The following is a 14656-nucleotide window of genomic DNA, read 5'->3' on the forward strand; positions in this document are numbered from 1 at the left end:
TGGGGCAGCGCTAGGCGGCTCCCGCACCTGTCAGCGCGCGGACCTCCATCTCGGCGTGCTTGGCGGGGTCGGCCTCCTCACGGGAGGTGAGGGTGCCCAGCCAGCCGGCGAGGAAGCCCAGCGGGATGGAGACGACGCCGGGGTTCTCCAGCGGGAACCAGTGGAAGTCGGCACCGGTGAAGATCGCTTCCGGGCCACCGGAGACGACGGGTGAGAAGACCACCAGGACGATGGCCGGGACCAGGCCGCCGTAGATCGCCCAGACCGTGCCCCGAGTGGTGAACCTTCGCCAGAACAGCGTGTACAGCAGCGCGGGAAGGTTCGCCGAGGCGGCGACGGCGAAGGCCAGGCTGACCAGGAAGGCGACATTGAGCTCCTGGGCGAACAGGCTCAGCGCGATGGCCACGGCGCCGATGACGACGGCGGAGACCCGGGCGGCGCCGACCTCCTCGCTCTCGCTCGCCTTCCCCTTGCGGGCGACGGTGGCCCACAGGTCATGGGCGAAGGAGGCCGAGGAGGCGAGCGTGAGCCCGGCGACGACGGCGAGGATCGTGGCGAAGGCGATGGCGGAGACGACGGCGAACAGCACCGTGCCGCCGGTGGATCCGGCGCCTCCTCCGAGGTCGCGGGCGAGCAGTGGGACGGCGGTGTTCCCGGAGGCGCTGGACGAGCGCACCTCGCCGGAGCCGACGACCGCGGCGGCGCCGAAGCCGAGCACCACCGTCATCAGGTAGAACGAGCCGATGAGGCCGATCGACCAGACCACCGAGCGCCGGGCGGAGCGGGCGGTCGGCACGGTGTAGAAGCGGGACAGGATGTGCGGCAGCCCCGCGGTGCCCAGCACCAGCGCCAGGGCCAGGCTGATGAAGTCCACCCGCGAGGTCCACGACTGGCCGTAGCGCAGGCCGGGGCCGAGGAACGAGGCGCCGTGGCCGGAGCCTCCCGCGGCGGCGTTCAGCAGGTCGTTGACATTGCCGTGGAAGCGCGCCAGGACGAGCGCGGTGAGGGTCAGGGCGCCGCCCATCAGCAGGACCGCCTTGACGATCTGGATCCAGGTGGTCGCGCGCATGCCGCCGACGGTCACGTAGACGACCATCAGTGCGCCGACGCCGACGACCGTCCAGGTCATGGCCCGGCCGCCGGACTGGCCGAGCAGGAGCCCCACGAGGGTGCCCGCGCCGACCATCTGCGCGACCAGGTAGAGGATCGAGACGGCGATGGAGGAGGCCCCCGCCGCCAGCCGTACCGGGCGCTGGCGCATCCGGGTGCTGAGCACGTCGGCCATGGTGTAGCGGCCGCAGTTGCGGACGAGTTCGGCGACGAGCATGAGCACGACGAGCCAGGCGACGAAGAACCCCACGGCGTACAGCAGCCCGTCGTAGCCGAAGAGGGCGATGATCCCGGAGATGCCGAGGAACGAGGCGGCGGACATGTAGTCGCCCGCGATGGCGAAGCCGTTCTGCAGGGGCGAGAACAGCCGTCCGCCTGTGTAGAACTCCACCGTGCCGCGGCGTCTGCGCCCGGCCCAGGCGGTGATGCCGAGGGTGACCGCGACGAAGACGGTGAACAGGACCAGGGCGAGGCCCTGATGGTCCTGGGACGCCGCTTCGGCGGCGAGCCGGGGATCGGCCGGGAGGGCGGCCGACGGGAGGGTGGTCGGCCGGAGGGTGGTCGGCGGCAGGCCGGTCAGCGGGAGCGCCGCCGGCGGGAGGGCGGTCAGGGAGAGAGCGGTCACCGGATGCGCTCCTGGGTGTCCCAGCGCAGATCGAGCGCGGTTCGGTCCCGGTGCAGCCGGGCGTTGCGCGCGTACGCCCAGGTCAGCAGGAATGTCGAGGCGAACTGGGCCAGACCCGCGAGCAGTGCGACATTGACGGCGCCGAAGACCTGGCGCCCCATCAGCTCGGGGGCGGCGGTGGCGGCGACGACGTAGGCGAGATACCAGCCGAGGAAGACCGTCGTGGCGGGCATCACGAAGCGGCGGTAGCCGCGGCGCATCCGCTGGAAGGCGTCGCTCTGCTGGACGTCGAGGTACACCGCTTCCGCGCCCTGCCGGTTGCCGGAGCCCCGCTCGGGCTCGTGGGCGGGCGCTGGGGCGGGCGCCCGCGAGGGTGGAGGCGCCTCCCGCTCCCACTCCTGCGTGGCCGCGCCTGCGTACCACGGATCGTCCACCTGGAGCGTGCCCGGTTCCATCCGGTCGTGCTCGTCCACCGCGTCTCCTCAAGCCGGTCGGGCCCGGTATGGGCCCGACCCAGCGTGCGGAAGGCACGGCGGTGCCGGGGCAACTCCCGGCAACGTTCATTCCTTCAGGTGGAGTATGAGATGTTTTATCGGCTGATGGCGATTTGTCGGGCGCCGCTGAACCGGGGCGCCGACTCGGGCGCTGACGTCAGGTGTCGATACGGGAGAGGTCCAGCGTCGAGGCGGAGTTGACGATGAACTCCTTGCGGGGGGCCACCTCATTGCCCATCAGCAGGTCGAAGACCTGCTCGGCGCCCTCGAGGTCGCCGAGGTTGATCCGGCGCAGGGTGCGGTGGCGCGGGTCCATCGTGGTCTCCGCGAGCTGGTCGGCGTCCATCTCGCCGAGGCCCTTGTACCGCTGGATGGAGTCCTTGTACTTCACACCCTTGCGCTGGAGCTCGAGCAGCGTCGAGCGCAACTCGTTGTCCGAGTAGGTGTAGATGTACTTGTCCTGCCCCTTCCTGGGGTTGGACAGCTCGATGCGGTGCAGCGGGGGAACCGCCGCGAAGACCCTTCCGGCCTCGACCATCGGCCGCATGTAGCGCTGGAAGAGCGTCAGCAGAAGGCAGCGGATGTGGGCGCCGTCGACGTCGGCGTCGACCAGCAGGATGATCTTGCCGTAGCGGGCCGCGTCGATGTCGAAGGTCCGCCCCGACCCGGCCCCTATCACCTGGATGATCGCGCCGCACTCGGCGTTCTTGAGCATGTCCGAGATGGACGACTTCTGCACGTTGAGGATCTTGCCCCGGATGGGCAGCAGCGCCTGGAACTCGGAGTTGCGGGCGAGCTTGGCCGTGCCGAGCGCGGAGTCCCCCTCGACGATGAACAGCTCGCTGCGCTCGACGTCGTCACTGCGGCAGTCGGCGAGCTTGGCCGGCAGCGAGGACGACTCCAGCGCGGTCTTGCGGCGCTGCGCCTCCTTGTGCTGGCGGGCCGCGATACGGGTCCGGGCCGCCGCGACGACCTTCTCCAGGACCGAGCGGGCCTGCTGTTTGTGATCGCGCTTGGTGGAGGTCAGGAACGCCTTGAGCTCCTTGGACACCACCGCGGCCACGATCCGGGAGGCCGCGGAGGTACCCAGCACCTCCTTGGTCTGGCCCTCGAACTGAGGCTCCGCCAGGCGGACGGTCACCACGGCGGTCAGGCCCTCCATCGCGTCGTCCTTGACGACGTCGTCCTCGGCGACCCGCAGGAGCTTCGCTCCCCGTAGCGCCTCGTTCACCGTCCTGGTGATGGCACGTTCGAAACCGGTGAGGTGGGTGCCGCCCTTGGGGGTGGCGATGATGTTGACGAACGAGCGCACGGTGGTGTCGTAGCCCGCGCCCCAGCGCAGGGCGATGTCCACGCCGAGTTCGCGGGTGACCTCGGTCGGGGTCATGTGGCCGAGCTCGTCCAGCACCGGGACGGTCTCCTTGAAGGTGCCCTGGCCGGTCAGCCTCAGCACGTCGCACACGGCCTTGTCGGGGGCCAGGTACTCGCAGAACTCGCTGATGCCGCCGTCGTAGCGGTAGACCTCCTCGGTCGGCTCCGCCCCGTCGATCCCGCGCTCGTCGCGCAGGACGATGGTCAGGCCCGGCACGAGAAAGGCGGTCTGGCGGGCGCGGCCCTGGAGGTTCGCGAAGTCGAGCTTGGCGTCCTTGAGGAAGATCTGGCGGTCGGCCCAGTAGCGCACCCGCGTGCCCGTGCGGTTCTTCGGCACCTTGCGGGCCTTGCGCAGGCCGTTGGCGGGCTCGAACGGGCTGTCGGGGCCGTCCTCGACGAAGATCCCGGGCACCCCTCGGCGGAAGCTGATGGCGTGGGTGTGCCCACCGCGGTCCACCTCGACGTCGAGCCTGGCCGACAGCGCGTTGACCACGGAGGCGCCGACGCCGTGCAGGCCGCCGGAGGCCGCGTAGGAGCCGCCGCCGAACTTTCCTCCGGCGTGCAGCTTGGTCATGACGACCTCGACCCCGGACAGGCCGGTCTTGGGCTCGACGTCCACGGGGATGCCGCGGCCGTTGTCCCGGACCTCGACCGACCCGTCGGCGTGCAGGAGCACCTCGATGCGGTCGCAGTAGCCGGCCAGGGCCTCGTCGACGGAGTTGTCGATGATCTCCCACAGGCAGTGGATGAGACCGCGGCTGTCGGTCGAGCCGATGTACATGCCAGGGCGCTTGCGGACCGCCTCCAGACCCTCGAGGACGAGCAGGTGCCGCGCGGTGTAGTTGGAGCCGTCACGGTCCGCGCCGGTCAGCAGCGCGGTGGACGACACGGAGGTTTCGGCGGTCACGCGGGTACAGCTCCTCGTCTCGTTCAGGTGTGTTCGCCTACCCCTGGGGGTACGCGGGCGGGCGAATGAGTCGCCCTGAAACAGGGGTTCTTGCGCGTCCGCCGGTGAGCAGGGTACCGAGGCCGGGTCGAGTGCTTCCGCCGCGACCCGATATCCGTTGATGCTACGCCCACATCGCACGCACGTTCGATCCCACGTTCGGGTGATGGAAATATCACGTTCCCCGAGACGCATGAACCATTTAGGGTGCGGGCACGTCCTCCTCAACACGATGGAGACCCCATCGGGGGAGAAGAAGCCGGACAACTCCATAGAAATCTGACAACTAGAGCATTACGGCCCTACCCGCCGCCACCTGGCAGCATCCGTCCTCCTCAGACAGCCACTTTGAGGAAAAGCCACGAGCGGGAACGTTTTCGGCCTGGTTGGATGTTGACCCTGGTACGACAGCTCGTCGAGCTAGAGAAGAGGCGACGTGACTACAGTTCTGACCCCCGCAAGCCCGCTGACCGCAGCGGACCGCTGCGACCGCTGCGGCGCCCAGGCCTACCTGCGTGTCGTTCTCATCAGCGGTGGCGAGCTGCTCTTCTGCGCTCACCACGGGCGGAAGTTCGAGCCCGAACTGAAGAAGATCGCAGCGGAAATACAGGACGAGACCGGCCGGCTGTCCGCCACCTCGGCGGTAGCCAGCGAGGAAGAGCGCTGATTCCTGGACCCCACGACGAGCTCTGGGCCGGCGCCTGAGGCCGGCGGTCGAGCGGCCACTCACTCACGCTGAGTGGCCGCTCGGCATTTCTCTGTGCCGTTTCCGTAGTCGAAGCGGAGCGGCTTCCCTGATTTCGCTCAGAGCTGATCTGCCAGCAGACGCGCCAGAGCGGCGATCCTCACATAGACACCGGGATGGTCCGCCCGGGCGCAGCCGCTGCCCCACGACACCACGCCCACCAGCCGCCCGCCGGCCACGAGCGGGCCCCCACTGTCCCCCTGGCACGCGTCACGGCCGCCCTGGGGCTCTCCCGCGCAGACCATGGACCGGGACAGGAACCTGCCCTCCGAGTCCCCGGGGTAGGCGCGCTCACAGGCCTCGTTGCCCAGCATCTCCACCTCGGCCGACCGCAGCGTGTCGCTGAGGTCGCGCCGCCCCGTGGTGTCGCCCCAGCCGTAGACCTCGGCGCGGGCGCCGCTGCGGTACAGCGTCGTGTTGGACGGGGCCGCCATCCGGATCGCGTAATCCGCCGGCACGGGCTCCTCGAGGGTGACGACGGCGATGTCCCCCTCGTTCGTCCAGCCGTCGTACGCCGGGTTGACCCAGACGTCCTTCACATCGATCCGCCGTCCGGCGTCCGTACGCAGGTCCGTGCGTCCGACCAGCACGCTCAGGTCGGCGTCCACGTCGGCCACGCCGAGCATGTCCCGGCCGAAGCAGTGGGCCGCGGTGACGACCTTGGTCGAGGAGACCAGCGCCCCTCCGCAGAACTGCCCGGAGCGCTCCTCCCCGAAGCGTTCGCGGCTCGCCAGGGCCACGACCCAGGGATGCGTCTCGGTCGCGGCGGGACCTCCGCCAACCACCGTGGGCGCCGCGGAGGCCGAAGGGGCCAGGGCGAGGGCCGCGGCGGCGAAGACGCCGGTGGCCAGCGACGCGCGCAGGCACGCGGGCACTGTCCGGGTCCGCCCGGTAGGGGGGCGGTCGGCCTGCGTCCCTTCCGTCGGAGCATGTCCGGCCAGGGGGCCGGAGCCCGGGGACCGGCCGACGGCCGATGCTTGCGCCGGGGACCGGTCGAACGCGGTTCGTCCTGTGGCGAGTCGTTGGGTCAGGTGTCGCTCGGTCGGGGGCCGGTCGGTGGGGGGCCGGTCGGACGGGGTCTCCGGGATCCCGCCGAGGGCCGCGGCCTCAGTGCGCAAAACGCCTCCTCGCCCATGTCACGACAGATCCACTCAGCGTAACAAGGCGAACGCGGATCGTGATGCTGTGATGATCGCGCAATCGGCTGAGACGACAAACGCCGGGGCCCGGAAGCGCATCGCTCCCGGGCCCCGGCGTTCTCGGCTTCTCAACCCCGCTCGCGGGATGTGCTCAGCCCAGCGGCCTAGTCGAGGTAGTCGCGCAGCATGAGCGGCTGAACGCTGTGCTTGACCTGCATAGACGCAGGTCGGAGCCGAGCGAGAGAGCCGAAATATCCTGGATTCACGTTCGCTCTCGGCGGTTGAGCCGGTAGATGCCGTACGTGATGCCCAGGATGATGTCCACGGCTGCCCATAGGCCGATCACGAGGCCAACGCCGATCGCGGTCCCGGCATCCCCGGCGTCCTTACACAGCTGAAGTGCGTCTCCGGTCAAGCCCTCGCAGGAGGGGTCATCGCTGCCGCTGTTCACGCCCACGATGATCCAGATCAAGAACAGCACCTGCACCGCAAGGAAGATCCAGAGGAAGATCCTGCGGGGCTTCTTCCTCTTAGCAACCGGGGCGGGGCCTAGGGGGTTCCCAGCCCCAGGGGGTGGCCGACCCCACTGTGGGGGCGGGGTGTCGGTCATCAGTTAGGCCTCCTCCACGAGCAAGGCGGGGGCATACGATTTCACTGCGTAATCAAAACATTACGCCGGTGCCCTATCGCAAGCCTGATCGAGGACTGGCGGGACCTGTCGGAGGAAGATCGTCATGAAGCACAAGACCGCAAAGATTCGCTGTCCTCGGGGGCTCGTCATCCCCCGGTCAGACAGAGTGGGACTGTGACCATCGGGCGCACGCTGCCCCAGACGCTTTCGGGGAGGCGGAGACCGGCCAGGGGCGCCCGGGTTGCCTTCGGGCACTGTCAGAGCAAACACATGCGGCCCCACACGCGACTTCACGCATACGGGGCCGCATGTGCGCTCAGTCCGTGACGTGCGCTTCCTCCGCCGCCACGCTCAGCGCCTCGCCGCGGGCCTGTTGCAGCGTCTCTGCGATCGCGGCGAACTCCTCCAAGGCGGCCTGGAGGTCCTCGACGATCTCGGCGGCCAGCACCTCGGGCGTGGGAAGGTTGGCCGCGTCGTCGAGGCTCGGGTCGCGGAGCCAGGTGATGTCGAGGTTCGCCTTGTCGCGGGCCATCACTTCCTCGTACGTGTACGCCTTGAAGCGTTCCGTCTCCACGCGCTTGGAGCGGTCCTCGTCAGCGCGGTAGCTCTGCACGAAGTCCTCAAGGTGGGTCCGGGTGAGCGGGTTCTGCTTGAGGGTGAAGTGCTGGGCCGTACGGAAGTCGTAGACCCACAGCTTCTCGGTCCACGGCTGGTTAGGCCGGGCCGGCTTGCGTTCGAAGAACAGGACGTTGGCCTTGACGCCGCCCGCGTAGAAGATGCCGGTGGGCAGGCGAAGCAGCGTGTGGACGTCGTACTCGTTCAGCAGACGCCGGCGGATGGTCTCACCCGCGCCGCCCTCGAAGAGCACGTTGTCGGGAACGACGACCGCAGCACGGCCGTGGATCTCCAGGAGCGAGGCGATGTGCTGCACGAAGTTGAGCTGCTTGTTGGTCGTGGTTACCCAGAAGTCGCGCCGTTCGTAGGCGATCGCCTCGCGGGCGGCGGAACCGTCGTCGCCGTAGACGGTGATGGACGACTTCTTGCCGAACGGCGGGTTGGCCAAGACCAGGCTTGCCCGCTTGTCGGGCGGAGCGGCGAGGGCGTCCTTGGTACGAACCAAAGCAGGTCCGGTGGGCTGACCGATGCCGTGCAGGAAGAGGTTCATCGCAGCGAGACGGGCGGTGTTCTTGACCAGCTCAGTGCCCCAGATGCCGCCGCTGCTGAGGTGCTTGCGCTGCTCGGGGGTGAGCTGGTTGCCGTACTCGTGGAGGATGTACTCGGCCGCGGCCAGCAGGAAGCCGCCGGTTCCGCAGGCGGGGTCGGTAATGGTGTCGTCCGGGGTCGGGCGGACGCAGTCGATAATCGCCTGGATCAGCGGACGCGGGGTGAAGTACTGCCCTGCACCCGACTTGATGTCCTCCGCGCCCCGGGACAGCAGCTCCTCGTAGGCGTCGCCCTTGATGTCGGTCTTCTGTCCCGACCAGTTCTCCTTGTCGATCAGGTCCTTGACCAGGCGCTTGAGCTTGGCGGGGTCGTGGATGCGGTTCCGGGCCCCGTTGAAGATCAGGTGGAAGGTGGTGTCCTTGCGCTGGGCGCCGAGGTCTTCGAGGAGTTCGGTGTACGCGGCTTCGAGCGCGGCGCCGTTGTTGTTCAGCAGCTCGGGCCAGCCGCGGCCCTCCCAGACCGACCCCTCGGGCATGATCTGCTCGCGGAACATCGGCGGGCGGGACTGCGCCTCGTGCGCCATCTTGAGGAACACGAGCAGCGTCAACTGCTCGACGTAGTCAATGGTGGAGACGCCGTCGTCGCGCAGGACGTGGCAGTAGCTCCAAAGCTTGTCGACGAGCCGACGGGCCTCGGTCGTGGTCACGAGGGAATCTCCAGGTCAAGGGTGGGCTGAGTGGCGGCGGCCAGGGCGGATGTGTCGGTCGAGGGTGGCGGGGGTGCCAGTTCCGACGTGTGCGCGCGCTGAGCGGGTGCCCGTCGGGGGCTTCGGCGTCGGAACTTGCTCACTCCAGCCGCCTCGCGCTCGGCGCGGATACGGTCGAGCAGCGCATCGGCCGGCTCATTGGCGGGGTCCTGGGGGACCAGACGGCCAGCGAAGGCTTCCGCGAGGAGCGAGTGGCGGAGAGTGGCGCTTCGCCGTTTGCTGACGGACACAGTATGAGTGAGATGCCCGGCTTGTTGTTCGATGCTCGACCATTGAGTGCATAGCACTCGCTGAGTCGACAAGTCCGGCAACGGGAACTCAATCGAGCCGAGAATCTTCTGATTCACCTTGTAGATGCCCGCTGTGGTACGCGCCCGGCTTTCAATCTGACGCCTCACCGCAAGGGAAGACCAGATAGTGCGTAGATACTCGGGAAGGATCTTTTCGGTGTCGGGGCACGCTCGAATTACGGTGTCCGGGTAGGCGACCGGAATGGGAGCATTAATAACGAGCGACCCCCGACCGACCAGAGAAAGCGAACCATTGCCGCGAGCGATGAGGAAGTCCCCTTGCCTAACTAGGAACGGCTCAGCATCGCTCGCCTCCCAGTCACCGTCTTTGTGTTGCGAAACGTCGACGTAGGTTTTAGATAGAGCTGTGAGGCGGAGCACAGGGAAGCCACCCTCGCGGGTCGGGACAGAGCGGCCATTCGTCAGACCGGAAGTCAAAACCTCACGCAGTTGGACAGGGGCATAGTCAGACGTCATCCTGTGGAGCGTTGCCTGGAGGTACCGATCAATACGACGTCCCGTGATCTGAAGGGTTCCGCTGGCGGTGTCAAGCCGTGACAGCTGCTCGTCGAGCGCGGCAACGATGCGCCGCTGTTCCTCCAGGGGGGGCACTGGCACTAGCTGATTCAGAATGTCCTTGGATTTCGCGCGCGTATGGCTGCCGGTGGCACCCGACACGGCCCCGGTGATCCACTCGCGAAATGCAGGAGACGACAGGTAGCGGCGAACGTATGGCGCCATCACAGCCTTGACCGATTCCGGAAAGCGCAAGACCAGCCACTCAGAGGATGCGATCTTAGGCCGTCTAGAGACCCCTGGCTTAGTTAGCCATACACGATTAATCCTTGGATTGATCTTGCAGACAAGCACGTCGTCCACAGCGGTCCGGAGTTTAGTACTTCCGATCTCTGCACCGTCGAGAATTTCTGGACGGCCCGTTGCAAAAGACGGCACACTCCAGAGCTCATACCTGGTGCCACCCTCTGGCGCCACTGCCTCCCGGCACTCGGTACCGAGGTCACCCAGGCGTACCCAAGCCCACCCCTTCGGCAGTTCCGAAGGAACACCGCCCTCACTCACGCGCCCAACTCCCGTCCCAGCTCATCCAAAATCTCAGCCCCTCGCTCGGCCCCGAACTCCCGAAGGAATCCATCCACACCCCCACGCTCGATGAAGGGTACGTCCTTCAAATGCTCGGGCTCGATCGCTGCATCTGTCGCTATCACATCCACGACCCGGTCGAGCCACCACACCTGATCCTCGGTGAACACCGCCCCCGCCTGTTCCTGCCGGGCCCGCCACGCCGCGTACCGTTCCTCTACCAGCGCCCGGTACGGCCGTACCTCCTCGTCCAGCCCCAACTCGAACCGCAGCAAGCCGATCAGGTCGACGACACCAGCTGCCCCCCGCGGATGCTGAGCTGCCTTACCCAGCTGCACGTACGCGTCGTACAGCCGCGCCGGAGTCCACTGGAACGGAGGACGCTCGATCTTCCGCGCGAGATCCCGCAGCCGCCGGTAGACCTCCTTCGGGTCACGCCGCTCACTGAACGCGATGCTGAACGCGGCGATCTCGTCCCGGTTGTCCTTCAGGTACTGCTGCCAGGAGGACACGCGCCGCATCGCCAGCTCGTCCGCCGTGATGCCGCGCGCCTCTTTCACCTCGTCCACGCTGACCTCGTCTATGACGATGTCGTGGGCGCGGCGCATCGACATCAGCCGGTCGCGCAACTCACGGTTGGCGGCGATCGGCTTCAATGCCTCCAACATGTCCTGCCGGATCTGCTCCTGGCCGCCGATCCGCCGAGCCCTCTCCTGCTGGTCAGGGTCGACGGATCGGACCAGCCCGCCGACGATCTCCTGGAGCGGCTGGCCGGCGAGTTCCTGGACCTCCTCGCGCTCCTCGGGAGTGAGCTGCCGGTCGAGGCGCGCCAAGCGGCCCGCCAGCGTGGCGACCTCGTCCTCCGTCAGCGCCAGTCCGGCCGTCTTGGCCATCAGCCGCTCCAGCGGGATCTTCCGCTCGGAGACACGGTTGAGCGGGCGCGCGTCCACACGCGGCGAGTCCGTGACACCGACCGCGTCGACGATCACGAACCGCTCCTTGACCTCGGCGTCGGGCGTGACCGCCTGAAACTCCGCGGGGTCGATCGTCCGCGAACCCCGGCCCTTCATCTGCTCGAAGTAGGCCCAGCTCTTGACGTCCCGCAGAAAGAAGACACACTCCAGCGGCGGGATGTCAGTGCCCGTGGCGATCATGTCCACGGTCACCGCGACACGCAGCTCGGGGCTGTTGCGGAATGCCTTGATGAGTTCGGCGGGGCGCTTCGCGGCGTGGGTGATCTTCATGCAGAAGTCGTCGCTCTCACCGAAGACCTGCCGCACCATCTGGACGATCTCGTCGGCGTGGTTGTCGTCCGCCGCGAAGATCAGCGTCTTGGGCACATGCGTACGCGACCGTTGGACCTCACCCTCGCCCACCGGCGGGAAGATGTCCGTGTAAAGGTGCTGGCGGAAGGTCTCGATGACGAGCTTCAGTTGGCCCTTGCTGATGACCTGGCGGCCCAACTGGGACGCCTTCCACTCCAGGTCCTCCTCCAACTCCTGGTACCGCTCCCGCCGGGTCTTCCGCTCCCGCATCGGCACTACCGTCTCGGCGGGGATCGTTCCGCCGTTCTCCCCCAGTTCCGTACGGATCCGGAAGACGTCGAAGTCGACGTTGACTCCGTCGGCGACGGCCTGCTCGTACGGGTACTCGCTGACCAGGTTCTGGAAGAAGAACCCAAAGGTCTGCATGACCGGAGTGGCGGTCAGGCCGATCAGGTGGGCGTCGAAGTACTCAAGAACCGCTCGCCACTTGCCGTAGATGGAGCGGTGGCACTCGTCGACGACGATGAGGTCGAAGGACTCCGGCGGCAGGGCCGGATTATAGCCGACCCCCACCGGCTCGTCAACGAGGTCGTAGCGGTCTAGCGCCTCGGTGTTGTCGTCAGCGCTCGGCACCGCCTGGCCGGTCAGCGCGAGCCACAGCCGCTGCACGGTGGACACCACCACGTGTGCGGAACCGAGGACGGTGTCGCCAGCGAGGCGCTGCACGACGTATAGCTCGGTGAACTTCCGGCCGTCGTCCGGAGTGTCGAAGTTCTCGAACTCGGTGGCGGCCTGGCTGCCCAAGTTGTTGCGGTCGACGAGGAACAGCACACGCTTTGCGCCCGCGTGCTTGAGCAGCCGGTAGCTCTCGCTAACCACCGTGTACGTCTTCCCGGCGCCGGTTGCCATCTGGATCAGGGCGCGCGGGTCGTCCTTGGCCAGGGAGCGCTCCAGGCCGGTGATAGCCGTCCTCTGAGCCGGGCGCAGCGGGTCCGGGTCGAGGAAGGTCTGCGGCAGGCGGCGCATCCGGGCGCGCAGGGTCGGCGCGGCGGGGTCGGCCTCAGCCTCGTCGATCCAGCGGGCGATCGTCTCCGGCCGGTGCACGGCGAACACTTCACGCGTGCGCGGAGAGGGGTCGAGCGCGTTGTGGAAGCGGACGGTGTTGCCGTCGGCCACGTATCGGAAGGGCAGGCTGGCACGCCAGGCGCTGAGCTGCTGGCTGCGGGTCAGCCCCGTGGCATAGCGCGCGGCCTGCTGCATGGCGGCCTCGAGGTCGGCGCCCTCCCGCTTGGCCTCTATGACCCCGACCAGGCGCTGGTCTACGTAGAGCAGGTAGTCGGCGCGGCCGACGGCTGTGGAGACCTCCCGGACGGCGACGCCGCGCTCCTCCGCGAAGAGGTTCTTGGCGCTGTCGTCCTGGACGGCCCAGCCCGCCTTCTCCAGGATGCGGTCCAGCTCGGTACGGACCTGCGCCTCGCTCATCGGCGGACGGGCCGCCTTCTGCGCGTAGGCGATGAACTCGTCGCGCTGCGACGCTCCGTCCAGCGGCCGGGCGGTGGTACGCGAGTCCAGGACCGGGGCGGTCAACTCGGTGATTTTGTCGCTCAGTTCAGCGATCACGTCGCGCAGAGCAGCCCGCTCTGCCTCGGCACGAGCCAGTTCCGCCTCGGCCTGAGCGCGGGCGGCCTGCTCGCGCTCCAGCCGGCTCTGCTTGCCGTCGTAACGGAGCCGGGCCACCTCCAGCTTCTGGCGGTAGGCATCGAGTTCGGCGCGAAGCTGCTCCAACTCCTGTGCGTCGGCGGCCGTCTCGGGGTCGGGCAAGGCGGACGGGGGCGCGGGCGCCAGGAAGACGCGGTGCATGGTGTCGGACTGGTCGAGGGAGCGGTGCAACCAGTCGCCGAGTCGGAAGCACGCCTCCACAGCCTGGAGCGCGGCGCGCACGTTGGCGTAGTACTCGTGGACCGCCCGGTTGCCCGTCGTGCGGATCCCCTCGAACCACGCACGCACCTGGGGAACGAGAACATCCGCCCCGGTCAGGGCATTGATGCGGTCAACCTGCCTGTTGCCGGGAACGGTGACATTGACCAGGGTGACGAGGTGCTTTGCCATGATCTCGCCGAAGAGGCGAGCCTTCACCATGGCCGCATGAGGATCGGTGTGGACGTACGACTCCGCTGCGCAGCCCAGCGTCACCAGTAATGGCTCGTGGCCGAGCAGGTGGCCAAAGTTGGACGATCCCGCGGCCAACCGCGCGACCTGCTCGTCGTCCCCACCGAACGGGCCAACCGCCGCCGTCACCATGCGTTTCCCCTCAAAGTGCTGGTCGATATGTCAGTGCAAAGCCTTACAGGATGACATGAACAGGCAGCGCTGACAAGGACGTTAGGCGATGCAGCGTGTTCGGCGGGTTCAGTGCGTCCTGGAAGGAGACTCATCGGGCATGTGTCAGCACGACCGAGTAGCACTGCAAAGGGCACTCCGTCGGGTCCTCATGCACATCTTTGGGCTCGCCTTTCGGAGCTGGACGTCAGGCTGATGCGGTACCACTCCCGCGAGACCATCCAACGCACGAGGGCCCCTACGGCTGCGCGCCCATATTCACGGCAGCGGAACCGCGGATCGGTGGCGGCCGGGTTGATCTCGCCGGTGAACGGCTGCCGATGTCATGGCCTGACAGCCGGGGCAGAAGAAGCCCTCCGCGTCAGCAGCTTGGCGTGACGCGGCATTGGCCACGACCACCGCCGGTCGCGGGCCACTCACGGCAGGGTCTCCCATCGACGAATGAGTTTCTTGATTGCCACAGTCACCACACGCTCCGTATTCTGCTGGGCAACGCGTTGACGGAGACGAGTAGCCACGGAACACGCGAGCCGAGAGAGCCGCCGGAAGCTGGGAAGGCGGTCTCGCGTCCCGAGGCGAAGACCCTCCTGAGCGCGGGGAGGAACGACCCCGCCTGGTGGTCCAATGCCCTGCCGGCTGGCCCCCGTCACCGGGCCCGAATGAGGCCGC

Annotated in this window: 9 protein-coding genes and 1 pseudogene; 1 reads left to right on the forward strand and 9 read right to left on the reverse strand. The window is 67.8% G+C overall.

Annotated elements, in window-relative coordinates; genetic code table 11:
- Positions 1–10: 10 nt before the first annotated feature.
- The 3 genes from IEY86_RS19345 to IEY86_RS19355 all read right to left on the reverse strand — a co-directional run bounded on the left by IEY86_RS19345 (position 11) and on the right by IEY86_RS19355 (position 4507).
- On the reverse strand, positions 11–1735 hold the full coding sequence (locus tag IEY86_RS19345) for a monocarboxylic acid transporter (protein ID WP_506016879.1): 1725 nt from the start codon (positions 1733–1735) through the stop codon (positions 11–13).
- Entirely contained in the window at positions 1732–2208 is a 477-nt protein-coding gene (locus IEY86_RS19350) for a DUF485 domain-containing protein (protein ID WP_229698575.1), read from the reverse strand. The genes IEY86_RS19345 and IEY86_RS19350 overlap by 4 nt, the downstream gene beginning before the upstream one ends.
- 178 nt (positions 2209–2386) lie before the next feature.
- Entirely contained in the window at positions 2387–4507 is a 2121-nt protein-coding gene (locus IEY86_RS19355; RefSeq protein ID WP_189133009.1) for a DNA gyrase/topoisomerase IV subunit B, read from the reverse strand.
- 475 nt (positions 4508–4982) lie between these two features.
- On the opposite strand from IEY86_RS19355, the gene IEY86_RS19360 reads away from it, so the two are divergent.
- A complete protein-coding gene (locus IEY86_RS19360) occupies positions 4983–5213 on the forward strand; it encodes a DUF7455 domain-containing protein (RefSeq protein WP_189133010.1) in 231 nt (76 codons plus the stop codon).
- 137 nt (positions 5214–5350) lie between these two features.
- Here IEY86_RS19360 and IEY86_RS19365 read toward each other — a convergent pair whose 3' ends face one another.
- From IEY86_RS19365 to IEY86_RS38130, 6 genes and pseudogenes are all read right to left on the reverse strand, one after another.
- Positions 5351–6166, reverse strand: coding sequence for a S1 family serine peptidase (locus IEY86_RS19365; protein ID WP_229698576.1), 816 nt, complete (start codon positions 6164–6166; stop codon positions 5351–5353).
- Between the two features lie 526 nt (positions 6167–6692).
- The gene (locus IEY86_RS19370; protein WP_189133011.1) at positions 6693–7040 is read right to left on the reverse strand and encodes a hypothetical protein; all 348 of its coding nucleotides are present in this window, start codon (positions 7038–7040) and stop codon (positions 6693–6695) included.
- Positions 7041–7377: 337 nt separating this feature from the next.
- Positions 7378–8931: an HsdM family class I SAM-dependent methyltransferase gene (locus IEY86_RS19375; RefSeq protein WP_189133012.1), complete on the reverse strand. Its 1554-nt coding sequence runs from the start codon at positions 8929–8931 to the stop codon at positions 7378–7380.
- Complete coding sequence (locus tag IEY86_RS19380) at positions 8928–10160, reverse strand: restriction endonuclease subunit S domain-containing protein (protein ID WP_189133013.1); 1233 nt, start codon at positions 10158–10160, stop codon at positions 8928–8930. The genes IEY86_RS19375 and IEY86_RS19380 overlap by 4 nt, the downstream gene beginning before the upstream one ends.
- A gap of 197 nt (positions 10161–10357) precedes the next feature.
- Positions 10358–13948 carry a DEAD/DEAH box helicase family protein gene (locus tag IEY86_RS19385; RefSeq protein WP_189133014.1) on the reverse strand — a complete coding sequence of 1197 codons (3591 nt, stop codon included), beginning with the start codon at positions 13946–13948 and terminating at the stop codon, positions 10358–10360.
- A 188-nt stretch (positions 13949–14136) separates the two neighbouring features.
- Positions 14137–14289: pseudogene (locus tag IEY86_RS38130) on the reverse strand (GNAT family N-acetyltransferase); the annotation flags it as partial.
- Between the last annotated feature and the right edge of the window lie 367 nt (positions 14290–14656).

Origin of the sequence: Wenjunlia tyrosinilytica (genome assembly GCF_014646055.1) — a bacterium.
Classification (GTDB): Bacteria; Actinomycetota; Actinomycetes; order Streptomycetales; family Streptomycetaceae; genus Wenjunlia; species Wenjunlia tyrosinilytica.

Coding starts and splice junctions, on each gene's coding strand:
- IEY86_RS19370 (WP_189133011.1), bottom strand. CDS start 7,040: ATGACCGACACCCCGCCCCCACAGTGGGGTCGGCCACCCCCTGGGGCT.
- IEY86_RS19385 (WP_189133014.1), bottom strand. CDS start 13,948: ATGGTGACGGCGGCGGTTGGCCCGTTCGGTGGGGACGACGAGCAGGTC.